25 protein-coding genes and 1 pseudogene are annotated in these 26,965 nt (G+C 70.6%); 6 read left to right on the top strand and 20 right to left on the bottom strand.

What is annotated here, in order from left to right:
• Positions 1-84 precede the first annotated feature (84 nt).
• Positions 85-1,545, top strand: coding sequence for an amino acid permease (locus NHL51_RS06500; protein ID WP_434142779.1), 1,461 nt, complete (start codon positions 85-87; stop codon positions 1,543-1,545).
• A gap of 129 nt (positions 1,546-1,674) precedes the next feature.
• On the opposite strand, the gene NHL51_RS06495 is transcribed toward NHL51_RS06500, so the two are convergent.
• Entirely contained in the window at positions 1,675-2,895 is a 1,221-nt protein-coding gene (locus tag NHL51_RS06495; protein WP_434142569.1) for an acyl-CoA dehydrogenase family protein, read from the bottom strand.
• A gap of 173 nt (positions 2,896-3,068) precedes the next feature.
• Here NHL51_RS06495 and NHL51_RS06490 point away from each other — a divergent pair, with 173 nt between their 5' ends.
• The gene (locus NHL51_RS06490; RefSeq protein WP_434142567.1) at positions 3,069-3,743 is read left to right on the top strand and encodes a TetR/AcrR family transcriptional regulator; all 675 of its coding nucleotides are present in this window, start codon (positions 3,069-3,071) and stop codon (positions 3,741-3,743) included.
• A 349-nt stretch (positions 3,744-4,092) separates the two neighbouring features.
• On the opposite strand, the gene NHL51_RS06485 is transcribed toward NHL51_RS06490, so the two are convergent.
• Together NHL51_RS06485 and NHL51_RS06480 are read right to left on the bottom strand one after the other, a co-directional pair.
• The gene (locus NHL51_RS06485; RefSeq protein WP_434142565.1) at positions 4,093-4,722 is read right to left on the bottom strand and encodes an MBL fold metallo-hydrolase; all 630 of its coding nucleotides are present in this window, start codon (positions 4,720-4,722) and stop codon (positions 4,093-4,095) included.
• Positions 4,722-5,807, bottom strand: coding sequence for an S-(hydroxymethyl)mycothiol dehydrogenase (locus NHL51_RS06480; RefSeq protein ID WP_434142563.1), 1,086 nt, complete (start codon positions 5,805-5,807; stop codon positions 4,722-4,724). The genes NHL51_RS06485 and NHL51_RS06480 overlap by 1 nt, the downstream gene beginning before the upstream one ends.
• Positions 5,808-5,976: 169 nt before the next feature.
• On the opposite strand from NHL51_RS06480, the gene NHL51_RS06475 reads away from it, so the two are divergent.
• Complete coding sequence (locus NHL51_RS06475; protein ID WP_434142561.1) at positions 5,977-7,113, top strand: type III polyketide synthase; 1,137 nt, start codon at positions 5,977-5,979, stop codon at positions 7,111-7,113.
• On the top strand, positions 7,110-7,826 hold the full coding sequence (locus tag NHL51_RS06470; RefSeq protein WP_434142559.1) for a methyltransferase domain-containing protein: 717 nt from the start codon (positions 7,110-7,112) through the stop codon (positions 7,824-7,826). Before NHL51_RS06475 ends, NHL51_RS06470 begins: the two co-directional genes overlap by 4 nt.
• Positions 7,827-7,852: 26 nt before the next feature.
• On the opposite strand, the gene NHL51_RS06465 is transcribed toward NHL51_RS06470, so the two are convergent.
• The 4 genes and pseudogenes from NHL51_RS06465 to NHL51_RS06450 all read right to left on the bottom strand — a co-directional run.
• A complete protein-coding gene (locus NHL51_RS06465; RefSeq protein ID WP_434142557.1) occupies positions 7,853-8,647 on the bottom strand; it encodes a nitroreductase family protein in 795 nt (264 codons plus the stop codon).
• Positions 8,648-8,693: 46 nt separating this feature from the next.
• Entirely contained in the window at positions 8,694-9,077 is a 384-nt protein-coding gene (locus NHL51_RS06460; protein ID WP_434142555.1) for a hypothetical protein, read from the bottom strand.
• A 183-nt stretch (positions 9,078-9,260) separates the two neighbouring features.
• On the bottom strand, positions 9,261-10,619 hold the full coding sequence (locus NHL51_RS06455; protein WP_434142777.1) for an ABC-F family ATP-binding cassette domain-containing protein: 1,359 nt from the start codon (positions 10,617-10,619) through the stop codon (positions 9,261-9,263).
• Positions 10,620-10,642: 23 nt separating this feature from the next.
• A pseudogene (locus tag NHL51_RS06450) lies at positions 10,643-11,111 on the bottom strand (ATP-binding cassette domain-containing protein); the annotation flags it as partial.
• 119 nt (positions 11,112-11,230) lie between these two features.
• On the opposite strand from NHL51_RS06450, the gene NHL51_RS06445 reads away from it, so the two are divergent.
• Positions 11,231-13,024, top strand: coding sequence for a lipase family protein (locus NHL51_RS06445; protein ID WP_434142553.1), 1,794 nt, complete (start codon positions 11,231-11,233; stop codon positions 13,022-13,024).
• A gap of 26 nt (positions 13,025-13,050) precedes the next feature.
• On the opposite strand, the gene NHL51_RS06440 is transcribed toward NHL51_RS06445, so the two are convergent.
• The 8 genes from NHL51_RS06440 to NHL51_RS06405 all read right to left on the bottom strand — a co-directional run bounded on the left by NHL51_RS06440 (position 13,051) and on the right by NHL51_RS06405 (position 20,427).
• On the bottom strand, positions 13,051-13,254 hold the full coding sequence (locus NHL51_RS06440) for a hypothetical protein (protein WP_434142552.1): 204 nt from the start codon (positions 13,252-13,254) through the stop codon (positions 13,051-13,053).
• 39 nt (positions 13,255-13,293) lie between these two features.
• The gene (locus NHL51_RS06435) at positions 13,294-13,983 is read right to left on the bottom strand and encodes a DsbA family oxidoreductase (protein WP_434142551.1); all 690 of its coding nucleotides are present in this window, start codon (positions 13,981-13,983) and stop codon (positions 13,294-13,296) included.
• A gap of 165 nt (positions 13,984-14,148) precedes the next feature.
• Positions 14,149-15,531, bottom strand: a complete 1,383-nt coding sequence (locus NHL51_RS06430; protein WP_434142549.1) for a hypothetical protein — start codon at positions 15,529-15,531, stop codon at positions 14,149-14,151.
• Positions 15,528-16,460, bottom strand: coding sequence for a 4-(cytidine 5'-diphospho)-2-C-methyl-D-erythritol kinase (locus NHL51_RS06425; protein ID WP_434142548.1), 933 nt, complete (start codon positions 16,458-16,460; stop codon positions 15,528-15,530). The genes NHL51_RS06430 and NHL51_RS06425 overlap by 4 nt, the downstream gene beginning before the upstream one ends.
• A 45-nt stretch (positions 16,461-16,505) precedes the next feature.
• Positions 16,506-17,387 (bottom strand): 16S rRNA (adenine(1518)-N(6)/adenine(1519)-N(6))-dimethyltransferase RsmA, encoded by an 882-nt coding sequence (gene rsmA / locus NHL51_RS06420; RefSeq protein WP_434142546.1) that lies wholly within the window; start codon positions 17,385-17,387, stop codon positions 16,506-16,508.
• Positions 17,384-18,331, bottom strand: coding sequence for a TatD family hydrolase (locus NHL51_RS06415; RefSeq protein ID WP_434142544.1), 948 nt, complete (start codon positions 18,329-18,331; stop codon positions 17,384-17,386). The genes rsmA and NHL51_RS06415 overlap by 4 nt, the downstream gene beginning before the upstream one ends.
• Positions 18,332-18,333: 2 nt before the next feature.
• Complete coding sequence (gene metG, locus NHL51_RS06410; RefSeq protein ID WP_434142543.1) at positions 18,334-19,917, bottom strand: methionine--tRNA ligase; 1,584 nt, start codon at positions 19,915-19,917, stop codon at positions 18,334-18,336.
• A gap of 42 nt (positions 19,918-19,959) precedes the next feature.
• Positions 19,960-20,427 (bottom strand): OsmC family protein, encoded by a 468-nt coding sequence (locus NHL51_RS06405; RefSeq protein ID WP_434142541.1) that lies wholly within the window; start codon positions 20,425-20,427, stop codon positions 19,960-19,962.
• Between the two features lie 164 nt (positions 20,428-20,591).
• Between NHL51_RS06405 and NHL51_RS06400 the strand changes: the two genes are divergently transcribed.
• Positions 20,592-21,941: an aminotransferase class III-fold pyridoxal phosphate-dependent enzyme gene (locus NHL51_RS06400; protein ID WP_434142540.1), complete on the top strand. Its 1,350-nt coding sequence runs from the start codon at positions 20,592-20,594 to the stop codon at positions 21,939-21,941.
• Between the two features lie 245 nt (positions 21,942-22,186).
• Here NHL51_RS06400 and NHL51_RS06395 read toward each other — a convergent pair whose 3' ends face one another.
• From NHL51_RS06395 to NHL51_RS06375, 5 genes are all read right to left on the bottom strand, one after another.
• Positions 22,187-23,023, bottom strand: a complete 837-nt coding sequence (locus tag NHL51_RS06395; protein WP_434142539.1) for a PP2C family protein-serine/threonine phosphatase — start codon at positions 23,021-23,023, stop codon at positions 22,187-22,189.
• Between the two features lie 80 nt (positions 23,024-23,103).
• Positions 23,104-23,919: a DeoR/GlpR family DNA-binding transcription regulator gene (locus NHL51_RS06390; RefSeq protein ID WP_434142537.1), complete on the bottom strand. Its 816-nt coding sequence runs from the start codon at positions 23,917-23,919 to the stop codon at positions 23,104-23,106.
• A 22-nt stretch (positions 23,920-23,941) separates the two neighbouring features.
• Positions 23,942-24,748, bottom strand: a complete 807-nt coding sequence (locus NHL51_RS06385; RefSeq protein WP_434142535.1) for a triose-phosphate isomerase family protein — start codon at positions 24,746-24,748, stop codon at positions 23,942-23,944.
• The gene (locus tag NHL51_RS06380) at positions 24,741-25,214 is read right to left on the bottom strand and encodes a ribose-5-phosphate isomerase (protein WP_434142534.1); all 474 of its coding nucleotides are present in this window, start codon (positions 25,212-25,214) and stop codon (positions 24,741-24,743) included. The genes NHL51_RS06385 and NHL51_RS06380 overlap by 8 nt, the downstream gene beginning before the upstream one ends.
• Entirely contained in the window at positions 25,211-26,956 is a 1,746-nt protein-coding gene (locus NHL51_RS06375) for a dihydroxyacetone kinase family protein (RefSeq protein ID WP_434142533.1), read from the bottom strand. The genes NHL51_RS06380 and NHL51_RS06375 overlap by 4 nt, the downstream gene beginning before the upstream one ends.
• Positions 26,957-26,965 lie beyond the last annotated feature (9 nt).

Below are 26,965 nucleotides of genomic sequence, written 5' to 3'. Positions count from 1 at the left end.
TCGCCACTCACGCGTGGCGCGAAGCGCATGTCGAGCCCACCCGTCTCGACGCATCTATTCCTATTCCCACAAAGGAGTGTCCGCATCTTGTCGGAAACCACGACCGCATCGAGCACCGGTCAGGGCGAGGCCCTCGTCCGCGGCCTCTCGAACCGCCACCTGCAGCTGATCGCCATCGGCGGCGCGATCGGCACCGGCCTCTTCCTCGGCTCGGGCAAGGTCATCAGCCTGACCGGCCCGTCCGTCCTCTTCATCTACGCGGTCATCGGCTGCATGATGTTCTTCCTCATGCGGGCGCTCGGCGAGCTGCTGCTCTCGAACCTCAACTACAAGACCTTCGGCGACATCGCGAAGGATCTCATCGGCCCGTGGGCCGGGTACGTCGTCTCCTGGACGTACTGGATCACCTGGGTCGTCATCTGCATCGCCGACATCATCGCGATCACGAGCTACGTCTCGTACATCAACGCGTCGATCCCGCCGTGGTTGCCCGCACTCATCACGGCGGTCGTGCTCACGATCCTGAACCTGCAGCCGGTGAAGTTCTTCGGCGAGTTCGAGTTCTGGTTCGCGATCATCAAGATCGTCGCGATCCTCGCGCTCATCGCGACCGGCGTCGTGCTGCTCGTGATCGGCTTCGAGAACCCCGACACCGGTACCCAGGCCTCGCTCGCCCACCTCTGGGACGACGGCGGCATGTTCCCGTTCGGCGCGAGCGGCTTCCTGCTCGGCTTCCAGCTCGGCATCTTCTCCTTCATCGGCGTCGAGCTCGTCGGCACCGCCGCGGCCGAGACCGCCGACCCGCACCGCAACCTGCCCCGCGCGATCAACTCGATCGTCGTGCGCGTGCTCATCTTCTACATCGGCGCGCTCACGGTCATCATGGCGATCACGCCGTGGAAGGATCTCGACCCGGCCGACAGCCCCTTCGTGACGACCCTCGCCCTCGCCGGCTTCGGCGCCGCCGCGTTCGCGATCAACCTCGTCGTGCTCACCTCGGCGGCCTCGAGCGCGAACTCGGGCTTCTACTCGGGCACCCGCATGATGCACGCGCTCGCCCACGACGGGCACGCCCCCGGCGGCTTCGCGCTCACCGATAGCCGCGGCGTGCCGAAGCGCGCGGTCTTCTTCTCGGCCGTGTTCCTGTTCTCGGCGGTGCCGATCCTGCTGCTCGGCGACAGCGTCATCGAGGCGTTCACCTTCGTGACCTCGGTCGCTTCGACCTTCATCCTCTTCATCTGGAGCATGATCGTCATCAGCTACATCCAGTACCAGCGCAAGCACCCCGACCGCCACGAGGCGTCGAAGTTCAAGATGCCGCTGCCGAAGGTGTTCCCCTGGCTGATCCTCGCCTTCTTCGCGTTCATCCTCGTGACGCTCGGCCTCGCCGAGGACACGCGCCTGCCGCTGCTCTTCACGCCGATCTGGTTCGTCGTGATCGCGATCATGTGGCAGTTCACGAAGCGCCGCCTAACCCGCGAAGGCCGGCCGCTCACGGCCGCGATCGAGCTTCCCGGCACGGGCGAGGACGCGCTGCACCAGTAGGCGACGCGCTCCTCGAGCCGGCATGAGCAAGGCCGGGGCGGGCGCTTCCGCAACGGAGAGCGCCTGCCCCGGCCTTGCTCTTGCGACCAGGGATCGCCGTGCGCCGGAGCTCCCGGCGCGTTCACCGCGTCACACGAAGGCCGACATGCCCGTGATCTCGCGGCCGATGATGAGTGCCTGCACGGTCTCGGTGCCCTCGTAGGTGTGCAGCGCCTCGATATCGGCGAAATGGCGGGCGACCCGGTTCTCGAGCAGGATGCCGTTGCCGCCGAGCAGATCGCGGGCGTTGCGGGCCATGTCGCGCGCCGTGCGGGTCGCCGTGTACTTGCCGAGCGAGGCGCCCGGGCCCGTGAGCTCGCCCCGCTCCTCCGCGCGCGTGAGCTGCATGAGCAGTGTCTGCAGCGAGGTCAGCTGCGAGAGCATCTCCGAGAGACGGGCCTGCACGATCTGCGACGCCGCGAGAGGGCGGCCGAATTGGATGCGCTGCTTCGCGTAGTGCACCGCGGTCTCGTAGACGGCGGTCGCCTGGCCGAGCGCCGCCCACGCCACGCCGAGGCGCGTCGCCTGCAGCACGCGGCCGGTGTCCTTGAACGAGCGGGCGCCGGGCATCCTCGCGCTCTCGGGCAGCCGCACATCGTCGAACTCGATGTCGGTCTGCCAGATGGCGCGCAGCGACACCTTCCCCTCGATGGTCGAGGCCCGGTACCCCGGGGTGTCCTGGGGTACGAGGAATCCCTGCACCTGGCCGTCGTCGCCGCGCGCCCACACGACCGAGACCGAGCCGATGTTGCCCGAGCCGATCCACTTCTTGTGGCCGTTGATGAGGTACCCGCCGTCGACGCTCTCGGCGCGGGTCTCGAGGCTCACGGAGTCCGAGCCGTGCGTGGGCTCGGTGAGGGCGAACGCGCCGAACTCGGTGCCGCGGGCGAGGGGCTCCAGCCACCGGTTCCGCTGCTCCTCCGAGCCGCAGTACGCGATCGAACGCATGGCGAGGCCGCCCTGCACGCCGACGATGGTCGCGATCGAGCCGTCGCCGCGTGCGAGCTCCATCGTCGTGAGGCTCGCCGCGAGCAGGCTCTGCTCGGGGAAGCCCGGCACGTCGAGGCCGTCGCGCAGCAGGTCGAGGTCGCCGAGGCGCTTCGCGAGATCGAGCGGGTACTCGGCGCGGTCCCAGATGCCGGCGATGACCGGGCGCACCTCCTCGTTCACGAAGCGGCGGGCGCGATCGCGGTAGGCGAGGTCGTCGGCCGAGACATCGCGGAACACGCCCGCGACATCCGGGTCGAGCGGCTCCCACAGCTCGTACTCGGGCGCCTGCGTGCCCTGCGCCGCGGGGTTCATCTTCGACATGGCAGTTCCAATCTGTCGGTCCGACTGCGAATCCGTCTTCCACGAGCATGCCTGGCACTCCGTCTCAGGTCAAGTCATGAAATCGCGCGCTACAGCACCCCAACGCACTATTCTCGGCAGGGAATCGGACGGAACTGAGTATCAATCCCTGATTCTGTGGTACCTTTCTGGCCATGTCCCCCCTCACCTCGAGCTCCCCCGGCGACAGCTCCGCGGCTGCGATCCGCTGCCTCGCCGAACAGGGGTACGAGGCGACGACCGCCGAGGACCTCGCGAACGCGATCGGTGTCAGCCGCAGCACCTTCTTCCGCCGTTTCGGGAGCAAGGACGACGTCGTCTTCGCGGACCACGACATCGCGCTCGCGCAGCTCGAGTCCCGCCTCGGCACCGCCGACGACGAGATCGCGAGCACCCTCGCCGAGTCGGCCGCGGCAGTACTGCGCCTGCTCGCGCGCGACCCCGAGGCCGCGCGCCTGCGCTTCGAGCTCATGCGCGACACCCCGGCGCTGCGCGACCGCGAGCTCGTCATCACGCACCGCTACGAGCGGGTCTTCGCCGCGTACCTCCGGCGAGCGCTCCCCTCGGAAACACCGGCATGGGTTCCCGCGTCGCTCGCCGCGGGCGTCGTCGCCGTGCACAACACGACGCTGCGCGCCTGGCTCACCGGCGACGTACCCGATGCGGCGCGCACGATCGAGGCCGACCTCGCGCGCATGATCTCGCTCTACGACCGCTGGCTCTCCCCCGGCGCCGACACGGCGAAGCGCCGCGTGCTCGTCGCGGTGTACGAGGCGCAGGGGTCGCCGGAGTCCGTGCTCGACGCCGTCGCGCGCAGGCTCGACGCGTAGCCGGCCGAGAACGGCATCAGCTCGTCAGGAGATGCTCCGCCTCGGCGTTTCTCGAACATCTGCTGACGAGCCGACGAGCCTCAACGGCCGTAGCGACCTAATGGCCCACCCCTCGCTTCGCTCCGTGGGCTGGCGCCGTGTGCGCCGCGGGCCACGGAGCTCCGACGCGATGCGTCTCCGTTCAGTGGCCCGCCCCTCGCTTCGCTCCGTGGGCCGGCGCAGTGTGCACCACGGGCCACGGAACTCCGACGCGATGCGTCTTCGCTCAATGGCCCACCCCTCGCTTCGCTCCGTGGGCTGGCGCAGTGTGCGCCACGGGCCACGGAACTCCGACGCGATGCGTCTCCGTTCAGTGGCCCCTGCTAATCCATTCGTCCAGGTGCGGCTTCTCGGCGCCGATCGTCGTGCTGTCGCCGTGGCCGGTATGCACGACAGTCTCATCGGGCAGGGTGAGCAGTTCGTCGCGGATCGACTCGATGATGGTCGGGAAGTCGCTGTACGAGCGCCCGGTCGCCCCGGGGCCGCCGTTGAACAGCGTGTCCCCGGTGAACACTACGCCGAGTTCGGGCGAGACGAAGCACGTCGACCCGGGCGAATGCCCCGGCGTGTGGCGCGCGCGCAGGCCGACGCCCGCGATCTCGAAGCCCGCGCCGTCGACGATCTCGTGATCGGGCGCAGCGTCGGGGTGGATCGCGTCCCAGAGCATGCGGTCGGCGGGGTTCAGATGGAGTGGAGCCCCGAGCAGTTCCGCCGTCTCGCGGGCGGCGCGGATGTGGTCGTCGTGCCCGTGGGTGAGCAGAATGGCGACCGTCCGGCGATCGCCCACGGCGGCCTGCACTGCGGCGGGGTCGTGCGCCGGGTCGATCACGATGACCTCGGAGTCGTCGCCGACGATCCATACATTGTTGTCGACGTCCCAGGTGCCGCCGTCGAGCGAGAAGGTGCCGCTCGTGACCAGCCGTTCGATGCGCGCGACCATTACAGCACCACCACCGATCGCAGCACCGTGCCGCCGGCCATCTTGCCGAAGGCCTCCTCGACGTCGCCGAGGCCGATGCGCTCGGTGACGAAGCCTCCGAGGTCGAGTCTGCCGAGCTTGTACTGGTCGATGAGCATCTGGAAGTCGCGGCTCGGCAGGCAGTCGCCGTACCACGACGACTTCAGCGACCCGCCGCGGCCGAACACGTCGAGCAGCGGCAGTTCGAGCTTCATGTCGGGCGTCGGCACACCGACGAGCACCACGCGGCCCGCGAGGTCGCGGGCGGTGAACGCCTGCGTGTAGGTCTCGGGGCGGCCCACCGCGTCGATGACGACATCGGCGCCGAAGCCGCCGGTGAACGCCTGGATGGCGGCGACCGGGTCTTCGCCCCGCGAGTTCACCGTGTGCGTCGCGCCGAAGCGCTTCGCCTGCTCGAGCTTGGCATCGTCGATATCGACGGCGACGATGGTCGTCGCGCCGGCGAGCTGCGCCCCCGCGATCGCCGCCGTACCGACACCGCCGCACCCGATGACCGCGACCGACTCGCCGCGCTGCACCTCGCCGGTGTTGATGGCGGCGCCGATGCCCGCCATGATGCCGCAGCCGAGGAGCCCCACCGCGGCCGCGTCCGAATCCTCGTCGATCTTCGTGCACTGCCCCGCAGCGACGAGCGTCTTCTCGGCGAACGATCCGATGCCGAGCGCCGCCGAGAGCTCCGTGCCGTCCTCGAGCGTCATCTTCTGCGACGCGTTATGAGTGGCGAAGCAGTACTGCGGCTGCCCCTTGCGGCAGGCCCGGCACTGGCCGCAGACGGCGCGCCAGTTCAGGATCACGCGATCGCCCACCGCGACCTCGGTCACCCCCTCGCCGACGACCGCGACCCGCGCGGTCGATTCGTGGCCGAGCAGATACGGGAACTCGTCGCCGATGCCGCCCTGCTGATAGTGGTAGTCCGTGTGGCAGACGCCGCAGGTGAGCACGTCGACGACGACCTCCCCCGGGCCGGGCTCGGGCACGACGATCGTCTCGATCGTCGCGGGTGCGCCCTGTTCGCGCACGACGACGCCCTGCACTCGATAGACCATTCACGGCTCCTTCCGAAAGCGGTTCGCGCCGTACGGCGCTGGACTCCCTCCACACTATCGGCCCGCGGCTCCGGATACTCGGCGCCGCCCGTGTGGGAAGGACCTGCCGAAGGGCAGGCTGGTGGGCGACCCCGTTGACAGCCTCGACGGTCGCGAGTACTCCTGAGGTATGCCCACCCGACTCCTCTCCATCGGCACCGCCGTACCCTCGGCGAGGCTCGACCAGGCTGAGACGCGCGGCTTCTTCGTCTCGCAGCCCGGCGTCGACCGTCTGACGGCGCGGTTGATCGGCACGGTGTTCGACCATTCGGCCATCGACGGCAGATACTCGGTCATCGGCGGCGCCGGCGCGCGGGAGCCCCTCTTCGCCGACGCCGACGACACGCTGCTCACGCCCTCCACCGGCGCGCGCAATGCGCTGTATCGCCGCGAAGCGCCTGCCCTGTTCGCGGCGGCGGCGCGGGCCGCGGTCTCCGAGGCGGGCGTCGAAGCCGCCGATATCACCCATGTGATCACGGCTTCGTGCACCGGCTGCTTCGCCCCCGGCCCGGATTACCTCCTGGTGAGAGAGCTCGGGATCCCTCCCTCGGCCGAGCGCACCCACATCGGTTTCATGGGCTGCGCCGCCGCCTTCCCCGCTCTGCGGACCGCCGCTCGTGCCTGCGAGGCCGCGGAGGGCGCCGTCGTGCTGGTGGTGTGCGCCGAGCTCTGCTCGATCCACATCCGTTCTTCCTCGGATCCCGAGCAGATCGTCGCCTCCGCCGTGTTCGGCGACGGGGCCGCTGCCGCCGTGCTGACATCGGGCGCCCCGAGGGCCGAGGCTCCGCTTCTCGAGGTCGGCGCGTTCGCGACAGGGATCACCTCCGAGGGCGAGCAGGACATGGACTGGACGATCGGGGATCAGGGCTTCGAGATGCGGCTGACCGCCGAGGTGCCGCGCATCATCGGCCGGGAGATCGCGGAGGCGGTCGGCGCCATGATCGGAGCGGATGCGGGAGCCCTCGTGGACGGCTGGGCGGTGCACCCCGGCGGCCGCAGCGTGCTGGACCGGGTCGAGTCGGGGCTCGGCCTCGACCGCTCCGCACTGGACCATTCCCGGGCGGTGCTGCGCGATCACGGCAATATGTCGAGCGCCACGATCCTCTTCATCCTCCGGCGCTTCCTGCACGACGATGCTCTCGCGGACGGCAGCCGCGTCGCGGGCCTCTGCTTCGGGCCCGGGCTCACGATCGAAACGGCGCTGTTCACGCGTCGCGCCGAGGGCGGCGGGCGCCGTATCGCACCCGCCGATGCGGGCGCTGCATGAACCTGGCCGAGCGCGACGCCCGGCTCGCTGAGCTGATGGACGACCCGGCCTGCGATCCCGAGCGGCTGCGTCGCACCCTACGGCGCTTCGGGGTCGTGAACCGCGCGGTCTCCAGTTGGGGGTCGGTCTACCGCTCGCATCTGCGCCCGGTGCTCGCGGCGCTCGACGGCCCCGCCCGCATGCTCGACATCGGCAGCGGCGGCGGTGACGTCCTGCGCCGCATCTCGCGCCTCGCTCTGCGCGACGGCTTCCGTATCGAGGCGCTCGGGATCGACCCCGACCCCCGCGCGCTCGGAGCGGCGCGTGCGGGGCGACCCGTGGCGGGGCTCTCGTTCCGCGAGACCCGCAGCCGGACGCTGGTGGAGCACGGGGCCCGCTTCGACATCGTGATCTCGAATCATCTGCTGCATCATCTGGACGACGACGCCTTCCGGGAGCTGCTGAGCGATTCGGCCGTGCTCGCGACGCGGCTCGTCGTGCACTCGGACATCGCCCGCAGTCGCACGGCGTATCTCGCCTTCGCCGCGGCCGTCACCCCGATCGCACCGGGCAGCTTCCTGCGCGTCGACGGGCTGCGGAGCATTCGGCGCAGCTATACGCTGCCGGAGCTGGAGCAGCGGCTCCCTGCGGAGTGGCGTGCGGAGAGCCCGGGCCCCTTCCGGCTGCTCGCCGTGCATCGCGGCGCTTCGGAAGAACGGCAGGAGGGCCGGTAGCGGACGGCTCCCGGAGACGACTCCTCTCAGTCCTCGTCCCACCCCAGTTGCGGCGCGCTGCCCCGCTCGCGGAACACGAACTGCGACGGCGGCCTGCGCTCGCGGCTCGACCAGTCGATCACGGGCCGCTGCGAGGTATCGGGGACGTAGCCGATGCGGTACAGCGCCATGAGCTCGAGATCGTCCGGGATCTCGAGCATCTCGGTCAGCCGCGCCCACTGTTCCGGGACCTCCATCGGGAACGAGATGAACTGGATCCCCATGCCGAGTTCCACTGTCGTGAGCCAGACGTTCTCCATGGCCGCCCCCAGGCTGAACTGGCAGTAGAAGTCGGCCAGGTGATGCGCCGTGCGCTCCCTGCGGTCGAGCATCGCACCGAGGATCAGCGGCGAACCCGCGACGAGCCTGCGGTTCTCCTCGCCGAGCGTCTGCGGCACGCGCAGCATGCGCATCATCCCGACCCCCGATTTCGTGAATACCGCGCGTGTGAACGGCCGCAGCGCCGAGGGCAGCTTGTCGAAGTACATGCCCGAGCGGTGCTCCGCCATCTCCTCCGCGCTGAAGCGGAAGTGCCGCTTGTACCGCTCGAAGAACGACCCCTCGGAGATGACGGCCGTCATCGATTCCCCGCTGATACGGGCGATCGTGTCGATAGTGGAGCGATCCTCGATGATCAGGAACCGCCACGGCTGGCTGTTGAACTGGGAGGGTGCCGCAGCGGCGGCCCTGATGAGGAGCCGCTGATGCTCCTGCGTCACGGATTCGGGCAGGAACGGCCCGTTCGTGGTGCGACGGCCGAAGAGAACGTCGAGGAATTGCATACGGGGCTCCAGGGGTCGGGATTCGGGGATCTGCGCGGGCGCCGGCCTATCCCGGGCGCGCCGACCAGAGCGCGAGGGCGGCGATGTAGCAGGGGGCTGCGAGCAGTCCGAGCGCGACGTGCCGGCGCGGGTGCCGCGCCACAGGGGCGGTGACGAACGGCAGCAGCGCGAGCGGCACGAGCGCCGCCAGCAGCAGCATGCCCCGCACCCAGGCCTGCGGGAACGAGAACACGGCCGCGGCCGCAGTCAACGCGCAGGTGACGATGAACAGGCGCGCGTGCCAGCTGCGCCGAATGCGGCGGCCCCGCATGCTCAAGGTGCCGACCGTGACGGTCGCGGCGTACGAGAGCACTGCGAGCGGCACCCACGGCGCACCGCGGGTGAGCCACAGCCCGATCCATGACAGGGAAGAGGGATCCGAGTCGGCCATGCCCCTCCCTCCCCGGGCGGGGCCGTACGGCATCGCCCGACGGGTTCGACGGTACCCGCGCGCCTGCTTCCCCGCAACGGGTCGCGCGGGCGGGATCGGCGACCCGTTCGCACCGCGCATCCTGGGGCCGGCCCGCGTCAGACCGCGGCACTCCACCGGGCCGCGGGATCTCGTCGCTCCGTTCTAGCCGATGGTCTCCGAGAGTTCGAGCCAGCGCTCCTCGAGGCTCGCGACCTCGTCTTCGAGGGCCGTGATCTTGGCCATCTCGAGGTTGAGCAGCTGGTAGTCGGTCTGGTCCAGGGCAGCGAGGCCGTCGCGCGACTTCGCGATGTCGGCCTGCAGGCGCTCCATCTTGCGCTCCACGGCAGAGAGCTCCTTCTCGGCGGCGCGCAGCTGGGCGCCGCCGAGCGCGGGGCCCGACCGAGTCGCCGACGCCGACGGGGACGATGCGGCGGCCTCGGTCGCTCCGGCGCGCGCGGGGGCATCGGCCGCGGCCCGCTCCTCGGCCGCCCGCAGCTCGAGATACTGATCGACCCCGCCGGGCAGGTGCCGCAGGCGGCGACCCAGGATCGCGTACTGCTGGTCGGTGACGCGTTCGAGGAAGTACCGGTCGTGCGACACCACGATGAGGGTGCCGGGCCACGAGTCGAGCAGATCCTCCATCGCGGCGAGCATGTCGGTGTCGAGGTCGTTCGTCGGCTCGTCGAGGATGAGCACGTTGGGCTGATCGAGCAGGATGAGCAGCAGCTGCAGGCGCCGCTTCTGCCCTCCCGACAGGTCCTTCACCGGAGTCGAGAGCTGGGCGCTCGTGAACCCCATGCGCTCGAGCAGCTGGCCCGGGGTGAGCTCCTGGGCCTTCGACCCGCTGCCGACCGTGAAGCTCGTGCGCAGCCGGCCGATGACGACGCGCACCGGCTCGTTCAGGTGCTCCTCGAGCTCGTCGAGGCGCTGGGTGAGCGTGGCGATCTTCACGGTCTTGCCGTGCTTCACGCGGCCTGCGGTCGGCTGCACGTCGCCCGAGACGAGGCCGAGCAGCGTCGATTTGCCGGCGCCGTTGACGCCGAGGATGCCGGTGCGCTCGCCCGGCGCGAGGCGCCACTCGACGTCTTCGAGCACGACGCGTTCGGCGCCGGTCGCGGCATCGGTGTACGCCACGCCGGCGTCGACGAGGTTGACGACCTCCTTGCCGAGGCGGGCGACCGCCATCGACTGCAGCGAGACGGCGTCTCGGATCTCGGGCACATCGGCGATGAGCGCGTTCGCGGCGTCGATGCGGAACTTGGGCTTCGCGGTGCGCGCGGGGGCGCCGCGGCGCAGCCAGGCCAGCTCCTTGCGCGCGAGGTTCTGGCGCTTCTGCTCGATGACGGCGGCCTGGCGGTCGCGCTCGACCCGCTGCAGTATGTAGGCCGCGTATCCGCCCTCGAAGGGCTCGACGATGCGGTCGTGCACCTCCCAGGTGGCGGTGCAGACCTCGTCGAGGAACCAGCGGTCGTGGGTCACGACGAGCAACGCGCCCTGCCCCGCGGGCCAGCGGCGCTTCAGGTGCGCGGCGAGCCAGGCGATGCCCTCGACGTCGAGGTGGTTGGTCGGCTCGTCGAGGAAGAGCATCTCGGAGTCGCCGACGAGTAGCCGGGCCAGGGCGACGCGGCGGCGCTGCCCGCCCGAGAGCGCGTCGACCGGTGCGTCCCATGGCAGATCCGAGACGAGCCCCTCGAGCACGTCGCGGGTGCGCGCGTCGCCCGCCCACTCGTACTCGGGCCGGTCGCCGACGATCGCGTGCCCGACGGTCTCGCCCGCGTCGAACACGTCGGCCTGGTCGAGCACGCCGATCGTCGTGCCCGAGCGCTTGGTCACGCGCCCGCCGTCGGGCTCGCGGCGGCCCGCGAGCATCATGAGCAGCGACGACTTGCCGTCGCCGTTGCGGCCGACGATGCCGATGCGGTCGCCCTCGGCGACGCCGAGCGTCACGGAATCGAAGACGACTTTGGTCGGAACCTCGAGATACAGGCCCTCGGCCCCCAGAAGATGTGCCATAACCTCTCCAGTCTATGCCGGGCTCGGGCGAGGCTTCACCGAGCGCTGCGGCTGCCGCATCGCGGAAGTTCGGGTCATGGGCTCCCTATGCGCCCCCGAACTGTGCCAGAGTGTCGACTATGGCATCCGCGTCCCTCCCCCTGCGCATCGTGCTCGCCGTCATCGCGGTCGCGACCGGCGCCGCGCTCATCCTCGCACCGCTCGCGCCGCACGAGACTGCGGTGATCGCGGGGGTCGGCTTCGCGATCGTCGGCGTCGCGCTGCTGCTGCGCGCGCACCGAGACCGCGAGATCACGCGGGCTGCGCTGTTCACAGCGCGCATCGTGGGCGCGGTCATGATCGCGGCCGGCGCGGTCGTCGCGGTCGTGCCCGCCCTCGGCGCGACCTGGGTGGCGTTCCTCATCGCGGCGTCCGTCGTCGTGCACGGACTGCTCTCGGCCCTGCGCGCGCTGCGCGGCGATTCGCCGTACCGCGCCGCCGAGATCATCACGGCCGCCGCCGGCATCGTCTTCGGCCTACTGGCGTTCACCTGGCCGGTGCTGACGCTCACGATGTTCCGCTTCGCCGTGGGCGCCTGGTTCGTGTTCGTCGGTCTGCGTCTGCTCTTCGAACTACTCGTTCGACAGGGATCATCCCGTACCCGTGCCGGCTCGAACGCCGATGGGCGGGCTGTTCCCTCGGCACCCCGCCGCTGGGCCCGCGGGATCGGCGCCGGGGTCGCGCTCGCCACCGCCCTGCTGCTCGCCGCGGGCAGCGCGGTGCTGCTCGGAGGCGCCCGCCTCCCCGAACCCGACGCGTTCTACACCGCGCCGGCGGAGGTGCCCGAGGAGCCGGGCATGCTCATCCGCTCCGAGCCGCTCACGACTGGGGTGCCGTCGGGGGCGCAGGCCTGGCGCATCCTCTACACGACGACGCACCCCGACGGATCGCCCGCGGTGTCGAGCGGCACCGTCATCGCTCCCGCCTCCCCCGGCGCAGCGCCGCTGCCGCTGCTCACCGTCGCGCACGGCACCACCGGCGTCGTGCCGAAGTGCGCGCCGTCGCTGAGCGCCGCGCCGTTCGCCGACGGCGCGGGCACCGCCCTCGCCGAGATGGTCACGGAGCACGGCTGGGTCGCGGTCACCTCCGATTACATCGGTCTCGGCACCTCGGGCCCCCATCCGTACCTCGTCGGCGACGCCGAGGCGCGCAATGTGCTCGACGCCTCGCGCGCCGTGCAGCAGTTCGATCGAATCAGCACGACGACCGAGACGGTGGTGTGGGGCCATTCCCAGGGCGGCCAGGGCGCGCTCTGGACGGGCCAGATCGCCGCCGACTACGCGCCCGAGCTCACGATCAAGGGGGTCGCGGCGTTCGCCCCGGCAGCCGACCTGTACGGGCTCGCCGAAGCCGATAAGGACGACGCTGCGGGCAAGACGGTGTCGGCGTACATCGCGTCGACCTGGAACAAGCTCTACCCCGAGCTCGAGCTCGAGCAGCACCTGACGCCGGGCTCGGCCGGCGGCGTCGACCGCATCCAGGGCCTCTGCTTCAACGGGCGCGACGTGCTCGGTGCCGTCGTCTCGGGCACGCAGATCCCGAACCAGGTGTTCCCCGATCGCCTGCTCGACGGCCCGTTCGGCGACGAGCTCAAGGCGCAGGAGCCGGTCGGGCCGTGGCCCGCTCCCGTGCTGGTAGCGCAGGGGCTCGCCGATCCTCTCGTCAAGCCCGAGATGCAGCTCGACTGGGTGCAGGCGCGCTGCACGGCGGGCGAGCAGATCGACTACCGCACCTACCCGGGGCTCAGCCACAATACGCTCGTAGCGGCCGATTCGCCGCTGACGCCCGAGATCGTGCAGTGGACGCTCGACCGCTGGGGCGGCGAGCCCGCGACGCCCGACTGCTCCGATCTGCCGAACTCGGTCGCCGACTGAGCGGCCCGCCGCCTATCGACCCGCGCTCAGACGCTGCAGCAGCCGCCGCCGCAGCAACCGCCCGCCGCATCGCTCTCGCCGAGCAGGTTGAGGATCTCGCGGGTCTCGGCGTCGGCGAACGACGCCGCGCCCTCCGAGAAGAACGGCGTCTCGGCCTCGTGGTGTTCGGACTGCATCGCCGCCGATGCCATCGGCGCCTCGGTGCGGGGCGCGTTCGTGGTGTCGCTCATGGGGTGTCCTTTCGAATGGAGCGGTCGGGGCCGGTGCGTTCAGGAGGCCCGGGCCGGGTCGGGGACGTCGCCGCGCGCGATGCCGAGCACCTGCTCGAGCACTCCGGCGAAGGCTTCGGCCGGCTGCGCGCCCGAAACGCCGTACTTCTGATCGAGTAGGAAGAATGGTACACCCGTGATGCCGAGGCCGCGGGCGCGGGCGATGTCCCGCTGCACGGCCTCGCCGAAGGCCTCGTCGTCGAGGGCGCTGCGCACCTCGTCGGCGTCGAGACCCGCCTCCGCACCGAGGCGGGCGAGCGCATCGGCGCTCGACATGTCCTCGCCCTCGGCGAAATAGGCGCGGAAGAGCCGCTCGAGCACGGCCGCCTGCACGCCCTCGCGCTTGGCGAGGTGCAGCATGCGGTGGGCGCGCTGCGTGTTCGCGTGCTTCACCCGCGCGAAGTCGAACACGATGCCCTCGGCCGCGGCCATCTGCGTCATCTCGCCGAGCATCTGCTCGACCCGGTCGGCGGGCATGCCCTTGTGCCGCACCAGGAAGTCGATCTCGCTGCCGCTGAAATCGAGGGGCGTGTCGGGGGCGAGCTCGTAGCTGTGGCTCTCGACCTCGATCTCGACGTCGGGGTGCTGCTCTCGGAAGGCGGCGACGCCGGCCTCGAAGCGGTGCTTGCCGATGTAGCACCAGGGGCAGGCGATGTCGGACCAGATATCGACGCGGATCTTGTCATTCACACTCGGTGCAGCGCACGGGGGCGCGCCGCTATTCCCGTGCGCTGGGATCCGGATGCACATCGGTTCCCCGAAGTCGCGCTCGAGCGCCGCTTCGAAAGCCTCCGCGAAGCGCTCGGCGTTCGCGGGTGCAACGCCGCGGCCCGAGCCGGCATTCCGCCGCGCGCGTCAGGCCGCGCGGTTCCAGGCTTCGACGAACGCGCGATACCCCGGATGGTCGGCGTAGGCGTCATCAGCCGCCGGCCGCAGCTGCGACGCCGCGGTGACGCAGAGCGTGCTGGCGGAGTACGAGAAGATGCAGACCCAGTCCTCGTCGTCCGCCGCGGCCTCGAGCGCCGGCGCGAAGCGACCGAAGTCGCTTCCGGCGACGTCGTCGGCCGCGGTCATCTCCACCCGGCCGGCGACGATGGAGACGGCGTCGACGCCGTTCGCCCGCTTGAGCTCGACGGCGGATCCCACACGATCGCCCAAGGAGCCGGGGGCGGCGAACACCTCGAGACTGCCCGCGGTGCGGCCGGCCTGCCCCTCCGGGCCGAGCACCTGCACGGCGATGGTGGAGAAGACCTGTGCCTCGGGCATCGCGTCGAGCTTCTCCGCGACGGGGAGCGCGTCGTCGAGCGAGCGCACCGCGACGCGCAGCGTGCTGGCGACCGCTTCGGTGCGTGCGATGCGTGCGGCAGTCCCGTCATCGAGCCTCGCGAGCAGGTCCCTGGCCCGTTCGCCGTCGGTGCCGGGGTCGATGCGCAGCGCATCGCTGCTCACCGTGACTTCCATGCCGACACCCCCGGCCAGGCGTTCGGCGACGGCCTGGGCGTCGGCGACCGCGCTCTCGTCGCGCACGCGCAGTTCCAGGGTGTCCGGGGTCGCCGAGAGCCAGAGCAGCTCTGCTTCGCGGCCGACGGCAGCGCTGACGGCCTCCGCCGCGCGTACCCAGGCCCCGTACTCCCCCTTCAACCGCACGTCTTCGGTCTTCGAGACGATCTCGAAATCGACGCCGCGATCGGCCGTGGGGCCGGAGGCGCTCGCATCCGTCTCCGCTCCCGTCTCCGCGGAGGCGAGTTCTGCGGCGAGACCGGGGAGTTCGGCGGCGAGCGCGAAGACGTCGCGCCCCGTCTCGACGGTGAACCAGAGCCACGCCAGATCGGCCTCGACGATGCGATCGTCGGTCTTCATGCGACCGACGACGCCGAGCATGCGCTCGTTGGCCGCGGCATCGGACGAGACCGGGAAGTCGATGCCGTCCGACTCGATGCCGAGCCACGAGACGACCGAGTGGGAGGCCTGGTAGGCGCCCATGCGATCGACGAGATCGCGCAGCTCGGCTTCGTCGAGCCCCGCGACCGTCACGACGGTGCCGCTGAAGTATCCCGACCAGGGCAGCGTATTGTGCTCGCCGAGATCCATCGTTGCGATGGCCGGGTCGGAGGCGAACTCGGCGCGGAACGCGTCGGCCCCGGCGCTGCCGGCGTTGACCGTGGCGCAGCCGCTCAGCGCGAGCGCCGCCGCGAGCACGGAACCGCAGAGCATCGAGCGCATGCGCCGGGAGATCATGCCTCGATGATCCTCGCACCGGGCACCGGGCCGGTCGCGGTGAGCGCCCGCACCCCCCGGCGCGTGAACACGCTGCGGAGCTCGGCGGCGGACTGCGCGTCGTCGACGAGGAACGCCACGGTCGGGCCCGACCCCGAGACGATGCCCGCGAGCGCGCCGAGCGATTCCCCGAGTTCGAGGAGTTCGAGCAGACCGGGGGCGAGTTTGAGCGCCGCGGCCTGGAGATCGTTGTGCATGGAATCCGCGAGCGATTCGGCGTCGCCGATGCGCACTGCCTGCAGCACCGCCGTATCCACCTTCACGGTCTCGGGCTGCGGGCCGAGCGCGCCGCGGTTCGCATCGCGGTGCTGGTCGAGGGCGCTGTAGACGACGGGTGTGCTGAGCCCCGCGTCCGAGAGCGCCAGCACCCAGTGGAAAGCGCCCTTCGCGAGCGCCGGGCTGAGTTCATCGCCCCGGCCGGTACCCACCGCGGTACCGCCCTCGAAGGCGAACGGCACATCGGCCCCCAGTTCGGCCGCGAGCGGCAGCAGGCCCGCGCGGCCGAGCCCGGTGCCCCAGAGCTCATCGCAGGCGAGCAGAGTGGCGGCCGCGTCGGCCGAGCCGCCGCCCATGCCGCCGGCGATCGGCACCCGCTTGAGCACGGTCAGCGATACGCCGCCCGGATAGCCCGTGCGTTCGGCGAGCAGCAGCGCGGCGCGCATCGCGAGATTGGTCTCGTCGGTCGGCAGCCCGGTCGAATCGATGGGGCCCACGAAGCGCAACGAGAAATCGTCGGCCGGCTCGGCGGTCACCTCTTCGCAGAGCGAGACGGCCTGGTAGAGCGACGCGACATCGTGGTACCCGTCGCGCTGCAGCGCGCCGACGCGGAAGAACACGTTGATCTTCCCAGGTGCGCGAACGGTGACCGATCGTCGCTGCTTCGTCCCCATGGGTCCACGCTAGCGCAACGGCACTCGCGAAGATGACATGCGCGTTCAGGCGCGCGCGGCCGCGGCTCTCGCGATCGCGAGGAAGTCGAGCACGCCGAGCTGTTCGGCGCGCAGCGTGGGGTCGATGCCCGCCGCTTCGAGCGTCGCCACCACGGCGCCGATGGGCCCGAGCACCGCCTGCAGCGACTGCCGCAGCATCTTGCGGCGCTGGGCGAACGCCGCGCCCACGAGCTCGAACACGACCACGCGCTCCGCTTCCGTGCCGAGCGGCTGCGGCGCGCGCTCGTAGCCCACGAGCACCGAGTCGACCCCCGGCACGGGCCAGAAGATGCGCCGGCTCACGCTGCCCGCGATGCGCCAGTCGCCGTACCAGGCGGCCTTCGCGCTCGGGGCGCCGTACTCCTTCGACCCGGGCCGTGCCGCGATGCGGTGGCCGACCTCGGCCTGCACCATGACGAGGCCGCGATCGAGGTCGGGGATGAGCTCGAGCAGGTGCATGAGGATCGGCACTGACACGTTGTAGGGCAGGTTCGCGACGAGTGCGGTCGGCGGCACCGGCAGCCCGGCGAGATCGGTGCTCGAGACGTCGAGCGCGTCGCTGCGGATCACCCGGAATCGCGCTTCGGCCCCGGGCTGCATCGCCCGCACGGTGGCCGGCAGTTCGGCGGCGAGGCGGTGGTCGATCTCGACCGCGGTGACATCCGCGCCCGTTTCGAGGATGCCGAGGGTCAGCGATCCGAGCCCGGGGCCGATCTCGATCACGCCGGAGCCCGCTTCGACCCCCGCGAGACGCACGATCTTGCGCACGGTGTTCGGATCGATCACGAAGTTCTGGCCGAGCTTCTTCGTCGGCGAGACGTCGAGGCGCTCGGCGAGCTCCCGCACCTCCGAGGGGCCGAGCAGGCCCGACCCGTCGCCGTCGCTCATGCCGCCGACTCCTCGAGGCCTTCGTCCCACGAGCCGTAGACCTTCTCGGTGTTCTTCGCGAGCTGCGCGCAGAGCTCGTCGACGTCGGTATCGAGGGTCTCCGCCATGCGGCGCACCGTGTGGGGCAGCAGATAGGGCGCATTGGGCCGGCCGCGGAACGGCTCGGGCGTCAGGAACGGGGCATCGGTCTCGACGAGCACGAGCTCGGGCTTCGCGACCGAGAGCGCCTCGCGCAGGGCCGGGGCGTTCTTGAACGTCATGGTGCCCGCGAACGACATGTACCAGCCGTGATCGTTGCAGATGCGCGCGAGCTCGGCATCGCCCGAGAAGCAGTGGAACACGGTGCGCGCGGGCGAACCGATGCGCTTCAGCGTCGCGACGACCTCGTCATGGGCGTCCCGGTCGTGGATCTGCATGGCGATGCCGTTCGCCTTCGCGATGTCGATGTGCGCCTCGAACGATTCGATCTGCGCCTCGCGGCCGTCTTCGCCCGTGCGGAAGAAGTCGAGCCCGGTCTCGCCGACGGCGCGCACGCGCGGCTGCGCTGCGAGCCTCGCGATCTCCGAGAGCTGCGCCGAGAGCAGCCCCTGGTCGAAGAGCTTCGGCGCCTCGTTCGGATGCAGCGCGACCGCGGCGAGCACGCGCGGGTCGGCCGCAGCGAGCGCCGCGCTCCAGCGGCTGGTCTCGAGGTCGGTGCCCACCTGCACGACGCCGCGCACGCCGACGGCGGCCGCTCGATCGAGCGATTCGACGGGGTCCAGCACGTCGAGTCCGTCCTCGAACTCGAGATGGGTGTGGTTGTCGTAGAGCGGCACGGCGAGCGGTTCGGGGTTCGCCGGCCGCGTCAGGTCGCGCGCGCCGCTCCTCTCGGAGCCGGTCTGCCGCTTGCGCAGCCCGCCCGCGGGCGGGGCCGGGGCGGCTCCGCCCTGCCCGGTCGTCGCCATGCTCACTTGCCCTCGGTCGCCGTGTCGATGCGCGGGAAGAGCACGTCGAGCGCCTGCTGCGACGTGCCGGCTGCGAGGCGGCCCCAGGTACCGGAATCGCGCAGCGGCCGGTCGGCGAGCGCGCCGAGCGTCGCCTCCGCACCGAGCGCGGTCCAGAGCTTCGCGGTCGCGACGGGCAGCACCGGCGAGAGCAGCTCGGCGAGCACGCGCAGGCCCTCGGTCGCGGTGTAGAGCACGGTGCCGAGCCGGGCGGCGTTCGCCTCGTCCTTCGCGAGCGCCCACGGCTGCTGCTCCTGCACGTAGCCGTTGAGCGCGTCGACGAGCTCCCAGATCGCGGCGATCGCCTCGTGGATGGCGAACTCCTCGATCTTCGCGTCGGCGCGACCGGCGACGCTCGCGGCGAGCTCGCGGATCGCCGCATCGGACGGCTGCTCGGGGCCGGCCTCGGGCACGCTGCCGCCGAAGTACTTCGCGTTCATCGCGAGCACGCGGCTGGCGAGGTTGCCGAAGCCGTTGGCGAGCTCGGCCTGGTAGCGGGCCGACAGATCCTCCCAGCTGAAGGAGCCGTCATGCCCGAAGGCGATCGCGCGCATAAAGTAGTAGCGGAAGGCGTCCGAGCCGAAGGTGTCGGTGATCTCGTTGGGGGCGATGCCCGTGAGCTTCGACTTCGACATCTTCTCGCCGCCGACGAGCAGCCAGCCGTGCGCGAAGACGTGCTTCGGCACTTCGAGCCCCGCGGCCATGAGCATGGCGGGCCAGATCACGGCGTGGAAGCGCAGGATGTCCTTGCCGACGATGTGGTTCGCGGGCCAGCGGCGCGCGAACTCCTCGGCGTCCGAGCCGTACCCGGTCGCGGTGACGTAGTTCAGCAGGGCGTCGAACCAGACGTAGGTGACGTGCGATGCGTCCCACGGGATCGGAATGCCCCAGTCGAACGAGGTGCGCGAGATCGAGAGATCCTCGAGCCCCTGCTGCACGAAGGCGATGACCTCGTTGCGCGCGCTCGCTGGCTGCACGAAGTCGGGGCGCTCCTCGTAGAGCGCGAGCAGGCGCTCCTGGAACGCGCTCATCTTGAAGAAGTAGTTCTTCTCCTGCAGCAGCTCGAGCGGCTTGGAGTGGATCGCGCAGACCTTCTCGCCCGCGAACGCGCCCTCGCCGTCGACGATCTCGTTCTTCGGCTTGAACTCCTCGCAGCCGACGCAGTAGAGCGCCTCGAATTCGCCCGCGTACACGTGGCCGTCGTCGTGCAGCTTCTGCAGGAACTTCGCGACGCCCTCCTCGTGCCGGGCGTCCGTGGTGCGGATGAAGTCGTCGTTCGAGATGTCGATCGTGTCGAGCAGCGGCTTCCAGGCGCTCTCCACGAGACGGTCGGCCCACTCCTTCGGCGCCACGCCGTTCGCGGTCGCGGTCCGCAGGATCTTCTGCCCGTGCTCATCGGTGCCGGTGAGGAACCAGGTGTCGTCGCCCGCCTGGCGGTGCCATCGGGCGAGCACGTCCGCGGCCACCTCCGTGTACGCATGCCCGATGTGGGGCGCGTCGTTCACGTAGAAGATGGGGGTCGTGAGGAAGAACGAATCCGAAGCCATGGATTCCATTCTATTGCGAACCGCCGGGCGGCCGGGACCGCATTACGCGGCGGTGATCTCGGCTTCGATGCGCACCGGGAAGTTCACGGAGTTCGCGATGAAGCAGTGCTGGTGCGCGGCATCGTGGGCCGAGAGGGCCGCATCGATCATCGAGGGATCGGCCACGGTCACCCGGGGGCGCAGCACGACCTCGGTGAAGCGGCCCCCGAGCCCCTCCTGCATGATCGTGCCGGCCGCATCGTCGGTATACGCGGTCACGACGACGCCCGCCCGCACCGCCATGTGCAGGTACGAGAGCATGTGGCACTGCGCGAGCGCGCCGATGAGCAGCTCCTCCGGGTTCCAGCGATCCCTGTCGCCGTGGAACACCCGGGCCGCCGACGCCTCGATCGTCTGCCGCAGCGCCCCCGAGAGCTCGAGCTCGCGGCCGTAGTCGCGGAACCCGCTCGTGCCGGTGCCGCGGTTGCCCCGCCACTCGACGGTGGCCTCGAAGACGTGCTCATCGCGCATGCCCTTCAGCGTAGTCCTCCGTGCTCCGCGCGTCAGCCGGACGCTCGTTGCGCGCCAGCCGGACGCTCGTTGCGCGTCGGCCGGACGCTCGGAGCCTGTCCGTCGCCGTCGGCGCGCAGGGCGCCGCTCTGCAGAAGCGCCCTGCCGGGAGTAAGATCGAGCGTATGAGCGAAGCGACCGTTACCGAATCCACTATCCCCCAGGAGCGTCTCGTCGTCACCGAGATCCCCGGGCCGCGCTCACGAGAGATCCACGCCAGGCGCCAGGCCGTCATCCCCCCGGGAGTGCACAGCGTCATGCCGGTCTACATCGAGAGCGCGCACGACTCGATCCTCGTCGACGTCGATGGCAACCGCATCATCGACGTCTGCGGCGGCATCGGCGTCACCACGATCGGCCACACCGACGACGCGGTCGTCGCGGCGGCCCGCGAGCAGCTGGGCAAGGTCACCCACACGCTGTTCACCATGACCCCCTACGAGCCCTACGTGCAGGTCGCCGAGCACCTCGCGAAGCACGTGCCCGGCTCGACCCCCGAGAACCCGTACAAGACGCTGCTGATGAACTCGGGCGCCGAGGCCGTCGAGAACGGCGTCAAGATCGCCCGCAAGCACACCGGCCGCCCGGGCGTCGCGGTGCTCGAGCACGCCTACCACGGCCGCACCATGCTCACCAGCAGCATGAACCACAAGGCCGCGCCGTACGCGCTCGGCTACGGCCCGCGCGCCGGCAACATCTACAAGGCGCCGAACTCGTACCCGCTGCACGACGGCCTGACCGGCGAGGAAGCGGCGAAGCGCACCATCGCCCACCTCGAGAAAGTCGCGGGCGCAGAAGACCTCGCCTGCCTCGTGGTCGAGCCCATCCAGGGCGAGGGCGGGTTCATCGTCCCGGCCGACGGCTACCTGCCGGCGCTCGCCGCCTGGTGCCGCGAGAACGGCATCGTCTTCATCGCCGACGAGGTGCAGGCCGGCATGGCGCGCACCGGCACCGTCTTCTCGATCGAGCAGTTCGGCGTCGAGCCCGACATCGTGCTCTCGGCGAAGGGCATCGCGGGCGGCCTCCCCCTCTCGGGCATCACCGGCCGCGCCGAGATCATGGACAAGTCGCAGCCCGGCGGTCTCGGCGGCACCTTCGGCGGCAACCCCGTCGCCTGCGCCGCGGCGGTCGCCGTGTTCGAGCAGATCGAAGAGCTGAACCTGCTCGCCGAGGCCAAGCGCATCGAGATGACCTTCGGGTCGGCGCTGCGCCGTCTGCAGGAGAAGCACGCGTGCATCGCCGAGGTGCGCGGCAAGGGCGCCATGCTGGCGGCCGAGTTCGTGAAGCCCGGCACCCTCGAGCCCGACACCGAGATGGTCGCGCACATCATCGATTACGCGGGCAAGCGCGGCGTGCTGCTGCTCTCGAGCGGCGTCTACAACCAGGCCATCCGCTTCCTGCCGTCGCTCAAGATGACCGACGCGCTGATCGAGGATGTCGTGAGCGTCATCGACGAGGCCATCAACGCCGCCTGATCCCTCTCGCGAATGAGCCCGCGGCCGAGTCTTCGGTCGCGGGCTCACTCATGCCTGCTGCGCTGTCCCCGCGTGCGTACGCACCGCTGCACTGCTGCTCTGGCGCGGCGTGCGGGAAAAAGTGCGGAATTCGGGGCGGATTCCGCACAAGTTCGTGCATTCGGCGCCGCTGCGCTTCGGCGGTCGCCAAGGATCGGCCAGCTGCGGGCGTGGATCGCCGACGATCAGGGCGGAGGCGCCGGCGCTCAGGCGTCGTCGAGGGTGATGCCAGCTGACTCGAGGCTGCCGGTGTCGATGACGTCGCCGACCGCGTGCACGTCGATCACGACGACCGTGACGTTGTCGCGGCCCATGTTCTCGACGGCCTCGCGCACGAGCGTGCGCGCTGCGGCCTCGGCCGTCGGCTCGGAGGCGAGGAAGTGCTGGATGCCGACCTCGGTGAGCTCCTTGGTGAGCCCGTCTGAGCACAGCAGCAGGCGCTGGCCCGGGATCAGGGCGAGCGACGTGTAGTCGGGAATCGGCGGCTCGTTGAAGCCGACCGCGCGGGTGATGACGTTCGCGTGCGGGTGCACCTCGGCCTCTTCGGGCGTGATCGAGCCCGTGTCGATGAGGTGCTGCACGACCGAGTGGTCGACCGTGATCTGGCTCAGCGCGCCCTTGAAGTACTGGTAAACGCGCGAGTCGCCGATGTTGAAGACCCGCCACGTGGGCTCCTCATCGGTGCCGATGCAGACGCCCGTGACCGTCGTGCCCGCACCGAGCTCGGTCTCGCCCACATCGAGCTCGATGTCGTCGACGGCGTCGCCGAGCATCTCGTCGATATCGGCCTGAGCGACGCTCTCGCGCCCGCCGAGCTCGGCGAGGCGGCGCACGACGGCGGCCGAGGCGACCTCGCCGGCGGAGTGACCGCCCATGCCGTCGGCGACCGCGAAGATCGGCGGCAGCACCACGTAGCTGTCCTGGTTGTTGTCGCGCCGGGTGCCGACATCGGTGAGCCCGAACCAGGAGAGTTCGATTTCGAGGTCGCTGTCGGGGCGATACCGCAGTCGCTTACGTGCTGCGTTCGCGCCGCGTACTGTCACAGTCTCCACCCCATATACACCAGAACATCCTACCCTGCCAGAGTACCGGGCAATTGCGTAATCCCGGTGACGGCGGCCGTTCAGCCGCCGTGCACGTGGGGCTTGCGGGCGACGACCACGGTGATGCCCTGTTCGCGCATGCGCGTGATGTGGCGCGTCTCGGTCGCGGCGTCGACGATGACGATGTCGAAGTCGGCGAGCGGAGCGACCGCGTGCAGCGCCCTGCGGTCGAACTTCGTGTGGTCGACGAGCAGGATGCGCTGCGCCGAGGCGGCGAACATCGCCTGTTTCACGTCGATCGTCTCGAGGTTCTGATGAAAGGCGATGTCGTCGCACACCGCGGCCGTCGAGAGGAAGCAGACATCGGCCCGCATGCGCGAGATCGCGGAGGTCGTCACACGGCCCATGAACGAGCTGCACCAGTTGTAGTACTGCCCCCCGACGCCGTGCAGCGTGATGCCGCTGGTCTCGCGCAGCTGCTCCATCGAGGTCAGCGTGTTCGTGATGACCGTGAGCGGCCGCTTCGTGCGCAGGTGCGGCAGCATGCGCACGACGGTGGTCGAATCGTCGATCATGATGGCCTGGCCGGGTTCGACGAACTCCATCGCGGCGTGCGCGATGGCCTCCTTCTCGGCGTTCTGGCGGCTCGAACGGAAGACGTCGCTCGACTCGACGAGGGAGGTCGACATCGCGGCGGCCACACCGCGGTTCTTGCGCAGCAGGCCGCGGCGTTCGAGCTCGTCGAGGTCGCGGTGGATCGTCATCGTGCTGACCTCGAAGCGCTCGGCGAGCTGCTCGATGCGCACCGCGCCCTCGGCGACCACCATCTCGGTAATCGCCTGCTGACGCTGACCCTGGCGGTTGTTGCGCTGCCCGCCCGCTTCCTCATTGCTCACGTTCGTCTCCCGTCGCCGCCGCTCAGTTCTGCGAACCGGCGATCTCATCCACGATATCGGCGAGGGCCGCGGCATCGTGCGCGAATCGGCCGAGGAAGAGCCCGTCGACGTCGCCCGCGAGCGCGCCGATCGTGCCGCGCTGCGCGCTTCCGCCGTAGATGACCGAGGCCGGCACGTGCGCGAAGTCGGTATCGAGCCAGGCGCGCAGGCGCGTACCGACGGAACGCACGTACTCGGCCGACGCCGGTTCGGCCCGGCCGATCGCCCATTCCGGTTCGTACGCGACGACGACCTCGCTGCGCTCATCGATGCTCGTGACATGCGCGAGCGCATCGGAGAGCTGGGCGATGCAGACCTCCGCCGCCTCGTCGGGCGACGTCGACTCGGGTTCGCCGACGCACATGACCGGGATCAGACCGTTGCGGAAGGCCGCGTCGAGCTTGCGCCCGATCGTCTCCGCATCCTCTCCGAAGATGCGCTTGCGCTCGGCGTGGCCGACCTCGACGTACCGGCAGCCGAGATCCGCGAGGTCGCTGCCGCTCACCGCTCCGGTGAACGCCCCGCGATCCTCCCAGTGCAGATCCTGCGCCCCCCACGAGACCGGGGTGCCCGCGAGCTCCTGCTGCACGGCGGTCATCGCGGGAAGGGAGGGCAGCGCGAAGAGGCGCACCCGCCCCTCGCGCACGGCCTCGGAGGCCCGCGAGAGCGCGGCGACGTCACGGGCCCAGGCCCGCGTACGCGCGATATCGAGGTAGAGCTTCAAGCTCACGCCGAGCAGGGCCGGGGGCCGTGCGGCCCCCGCGCCGGCGAGCAGAGCGGATTCAGGCACAGGACCCCGTCTGCTCGTACCCTTCGATCTCGGCGACCTTCGCGGCCGATGCGGAGGTCTCGTCGAACTCGTAGCCGAGCCACTCGCGTGCGAGACGGCGGGCGAGCTCGAGGCCGATCACGCGCTGGCCGAAGGTCAGCACCTGCGCGTTGTTGCTCAGCACGCTGCGCTCGACGCTGAAGCTGTCGTGCGCGGTGACCGCGCGGATGCCGGTGACCTTGTTCGCAGCGATCGCGACGCCGAGGCCGGTGCCGCACACGAGCAGCGCGCGGTCGGCTTCGCCGTCGCGCACCTTCTCGGCCGCCGCGACTGCGACGCGGGGGTAGGGCGTGTGCCCGTCGGAATCGACTCCGACATCGGTGACCGATGCCACGCGCGGATCGTTCTCCAGATCCTTCTTGAGCGCTTCCTTGTACTGGTAGCCGGCGTCATCAGCGCCGATCACGATGCGCCACTGGGCGGTCATGATTCCTCCTTCGTGTGTGAATTGTCGAGCGTCTCTGCGATCGCGCGCATGGCGTGCACGAATGAGACCGCGCCCGGGTCGGGCGTGCCGAGGCTCTTCTCCATGTGCGGCCGCGCACGTCCCATGCGCGGCAGCAGGTCTGCGGTGGCGTCGGCGGCGGATCGCGATGCCTCGACGGCGTCTCGCCAGCTCCGGCGCAGCGACGTCCCGTTCGATACCGCGCTCTCGAGCGCCTCGGCGAAGGGCACGAGGGCATCGACGAGCGTCTTGTCGCCGACCTCGGCCTTGCCGTAGCGCTGCACTTCGTCGCGCGCGGCCGACACGGCCCGCGCCACGGTGACGGCGTCGGCCGCCGACCCGCCGATGACCCGGCCCGCGGCACGCAGCCCCGCGCCCCAGAGCGCACCGGACGTGCCGCCGGCCTTGTCGGCCCATTCGTCGCCGGCGTACTCGAGCACGGTGCCCGCATCGGCGCCGGCGGCTGAGGCCTCGGCCGCCGCCGCGTCGGCCGCGTGCGATCCGCGCTGCATGCCGATACCGTGGTCGCCGTCGCCGGCGATGGCGTCGAGGCGCCCGAGCTCGTCGACCTCGCGGTCGATGACCTCGCGCACGGCGCGGATCGCCGCTGCGGCGACCTCCCCTGCACGCTCGGCTTCCGGAGTCGCGGCGGCGGCGAAGCCCGCTCCCGCCGAGACGGCGGCCGGCGCGACCGCGGCATCCTCGCCGGCCTGCTCGACGGCGCCCTTGCGGTAGGCGGCGCTGTAGGCGGGGGCGCGCCAGGCCTGCTCGAGCTCGTCATCGAGCCACATCAGCGTCAGTGACAGCCCCGCCATCTCGAAGCTGGTGGCGTACTCGCCGACCTCGGGTTCGACGGCGACGATGCCGTGCGACTCGAGCTGCTGCGCGACCGCCCGCCAGACGACGAAGAGCTCTTCGGACTTGATCGAGCCGAGGCCGTTGACGATGGCCGCCACACGGGCACCCCGCGCCTCGCCGACGCCGTCGGGCAGCTCGCCGAGCAACGAGTCGACGAAGAAGGCGCCGAGCTCATCGGCGGTCGGGATGTCGCGCATCTCGATGCCGGGCTCGCCGTGGATGCCCATGCCCACGGCCATCTTGCCGGCGGGAACGGTGAACAGGGGTTCGGTCGCGCCGGGCAGCGTGCAGCCCGAGAACGCGACGCCGATCGACCGGGTGCGCGAATTCGCGCGCTCGGCGAGGTCGGCGACTCCGTCGAGGTCGCGGCCGTGCTCCGCCGCCCATGCGGCGACCTTGAACACGGGCAGATCGCCGGCGATGCCGCGACGCTGGTGCTGCTCGCCCTGCGGGGCGGAGAAGATGTCGTCCGTCACACGCACCGTGCGCGTCGGAATGCCGCTCTCGCGCAGCCGCTCCTGCGCGAGGTCGAAGTTCAGCGCATCGCCGGCGTAGTTGCCGTAGCTCAGCAGCACACCGGCGGGGGTCGCGACGGCCTGCGCCGCCGAGAAGACCTGACGGCTGCTCGGCGATGCGAAGATATTGCCCATCGCGGCCGCATGGGCGAGGCCCGGCCCGATGAGTCCCGCGAATGCGGGGTAATGACCCGAACCGCCGCCGATGACGACGGCGACCTGGCCGTCGGGGGTGGCGCTGCGGCGGGCCGCTCCGCCCGGCACCAGGCGCACGAGCGAGGGGTGGGCCGCGGCGAAGCCTTCGGCCGACTCTTCGGCGAATGCCGCGGGGTCGTTCATCAAGTAGCTCATGATCCCTCT

Origin of the sequence: Leucobacter sp. gxy201 (genome assembly GCF_051043335.1) — a bacterium.
Classification (GTDB): domain Bacteria; phylum Actinomycetota; class Actinomycetes; order Actinomycetales; family Microbacteriaceae; genus Leucobacter.
This window is presented reverse-complemented; position numbering and strand designations above follow the sequence as displayed.

Bases quoted from the DNA above. Each gene is read 5' to 3' on its own strand.
- NHL51_RS06495 (WP_434142569.1), bottom strand. From the start codon at position 2,895: ATGTCGAAGATGAACCCCGCGGCGCAGGGCACGCAGGCGCCCGAGTAC.
- NHL51_RS06490 (WP_434142567.1), top strand. From the start codon at position 3,069: ATGTCCCCCCTCACCTCGAGCTCCCCCGGCGACAGCTCCGCGGCTGCG.
- NHL51_RS06485 (WP_434142565.1), bottom strand. From the start codon at position 4,722: ATGGTCGCGCGCATCGAACGGCTGGTCACGAGCGGCACCTTCTCGCTC.
- NHL51_RS06480 (WP_434142563.1), bottom strand. From the start codon at position 5,807: ATGGTCTATCGAGTGCAGGGCGTCGTCGTGCGCGAACAGGGCGCACCC.
- NHL51_RS06475 (WP_434142561.1), top strand. From the start codon at position 5,977: ATGCCCACCCGACTCCTCTCCATCGGCACCGCCGTACCCTCGGCGAGG.
- NHL51_RS06470 (WP_434142559.1), top strand. From the start codon at position 7,110: ATGAACCTGGCCGAGCGCGACGCCCGGCTCGCTGAGCTGATGGACGAC.
- NHL51_RS06465 (WP_434142557.1), bottom strand. From the start codon at position 8,647: ATGCAATTCCTCGACGTTCTCTTCGGCCGTCGCACCACGAACGGGCCG.
- NHL51_RS06460 (WP_434142555.1), bottom strand. From the start codon at position 9,077: ATGGCCGACTCGGATCCCTCTTCCCTGTCATGGATCGGGCTGTGGCTC.
- NHL51_RS06445 (WP_434142553.1), top strand. From the start codon at position 11,231: ATGGCATCCGCGTCCCTCCCCCTGCGCATCGTGCTCGCCGTCATCGCG.
- NHL51_RS06440 (WP_434142552.1), bottom strand. From the start codon at position 13,254: ATGAGCGACACCACGAACGCGCCCCGCACCGAGGCGCCGATGGCATCG.
- NHL51_RS06430 (WP_434142549.1), bottom strand. From the start codon at position 15,531: ATGATCTCCCGGCGCATGCGCTCGATGCTCTGCGGTTCCGTGCTCGCG.
- NHL51_RS06425 (WP_434142548.1), bottom strand. From the start codon at position 16,460: ATGGGGACGAAGCAGCGACGATCGGTCACCGTTCGCGCACCTGGGAAG.
- rsmA (WP_434142546.1), bottom strand. From the start codon at position 17,387: ATGAGCGACGGCGACGGGTCGGGCCTGCTCGGCCCCTCGGAGGTGCGG.
- NHL51_RS06415 (WP_434142544.1), bottom strand. From the start codon at position 18,331: ATGGCGACGACCGGGCAGGGCGGAGCCGCCCCGGCCCCGCCCGCGGGC.
- metG (WP_434142543.1), bottom strand. From the start codon at position 19,917: ATGGCTTCGGATTCGTTCTTCCTCACGACCCCCATCTTCTACGTGAAC.
- NHL51_RS06405 (WP_434142541.1), bottom strand. From the start codon at position 20,427: ATGCGCGATGAGCACGTCTTCGAGGCCACCGTCGAGTGGCGGGGCAAC.
- NHL51_RS06400 (WP_434142540.1), top strand. From the start codon at position 20,592: ATGAGCGAAGCGACCGTTACCGAATCCACTATCCCCCAGGAGCGTCTC.
- NHL51_RS06380 (WP_434142534.1), bottom strand. From the start codon at position 25,214: ATGACCGCCCAGTGGCGCATCGTGATCGGCGCTGATGACGCCGGCTAC.
- NHL51_RS06375 (WP_434142533.1), bottom strand. From the start codon at position 26,956: ATGAGCTACTTGATGAACGACCCCGCGGCATTCGCCGAAGAGTCGGCC.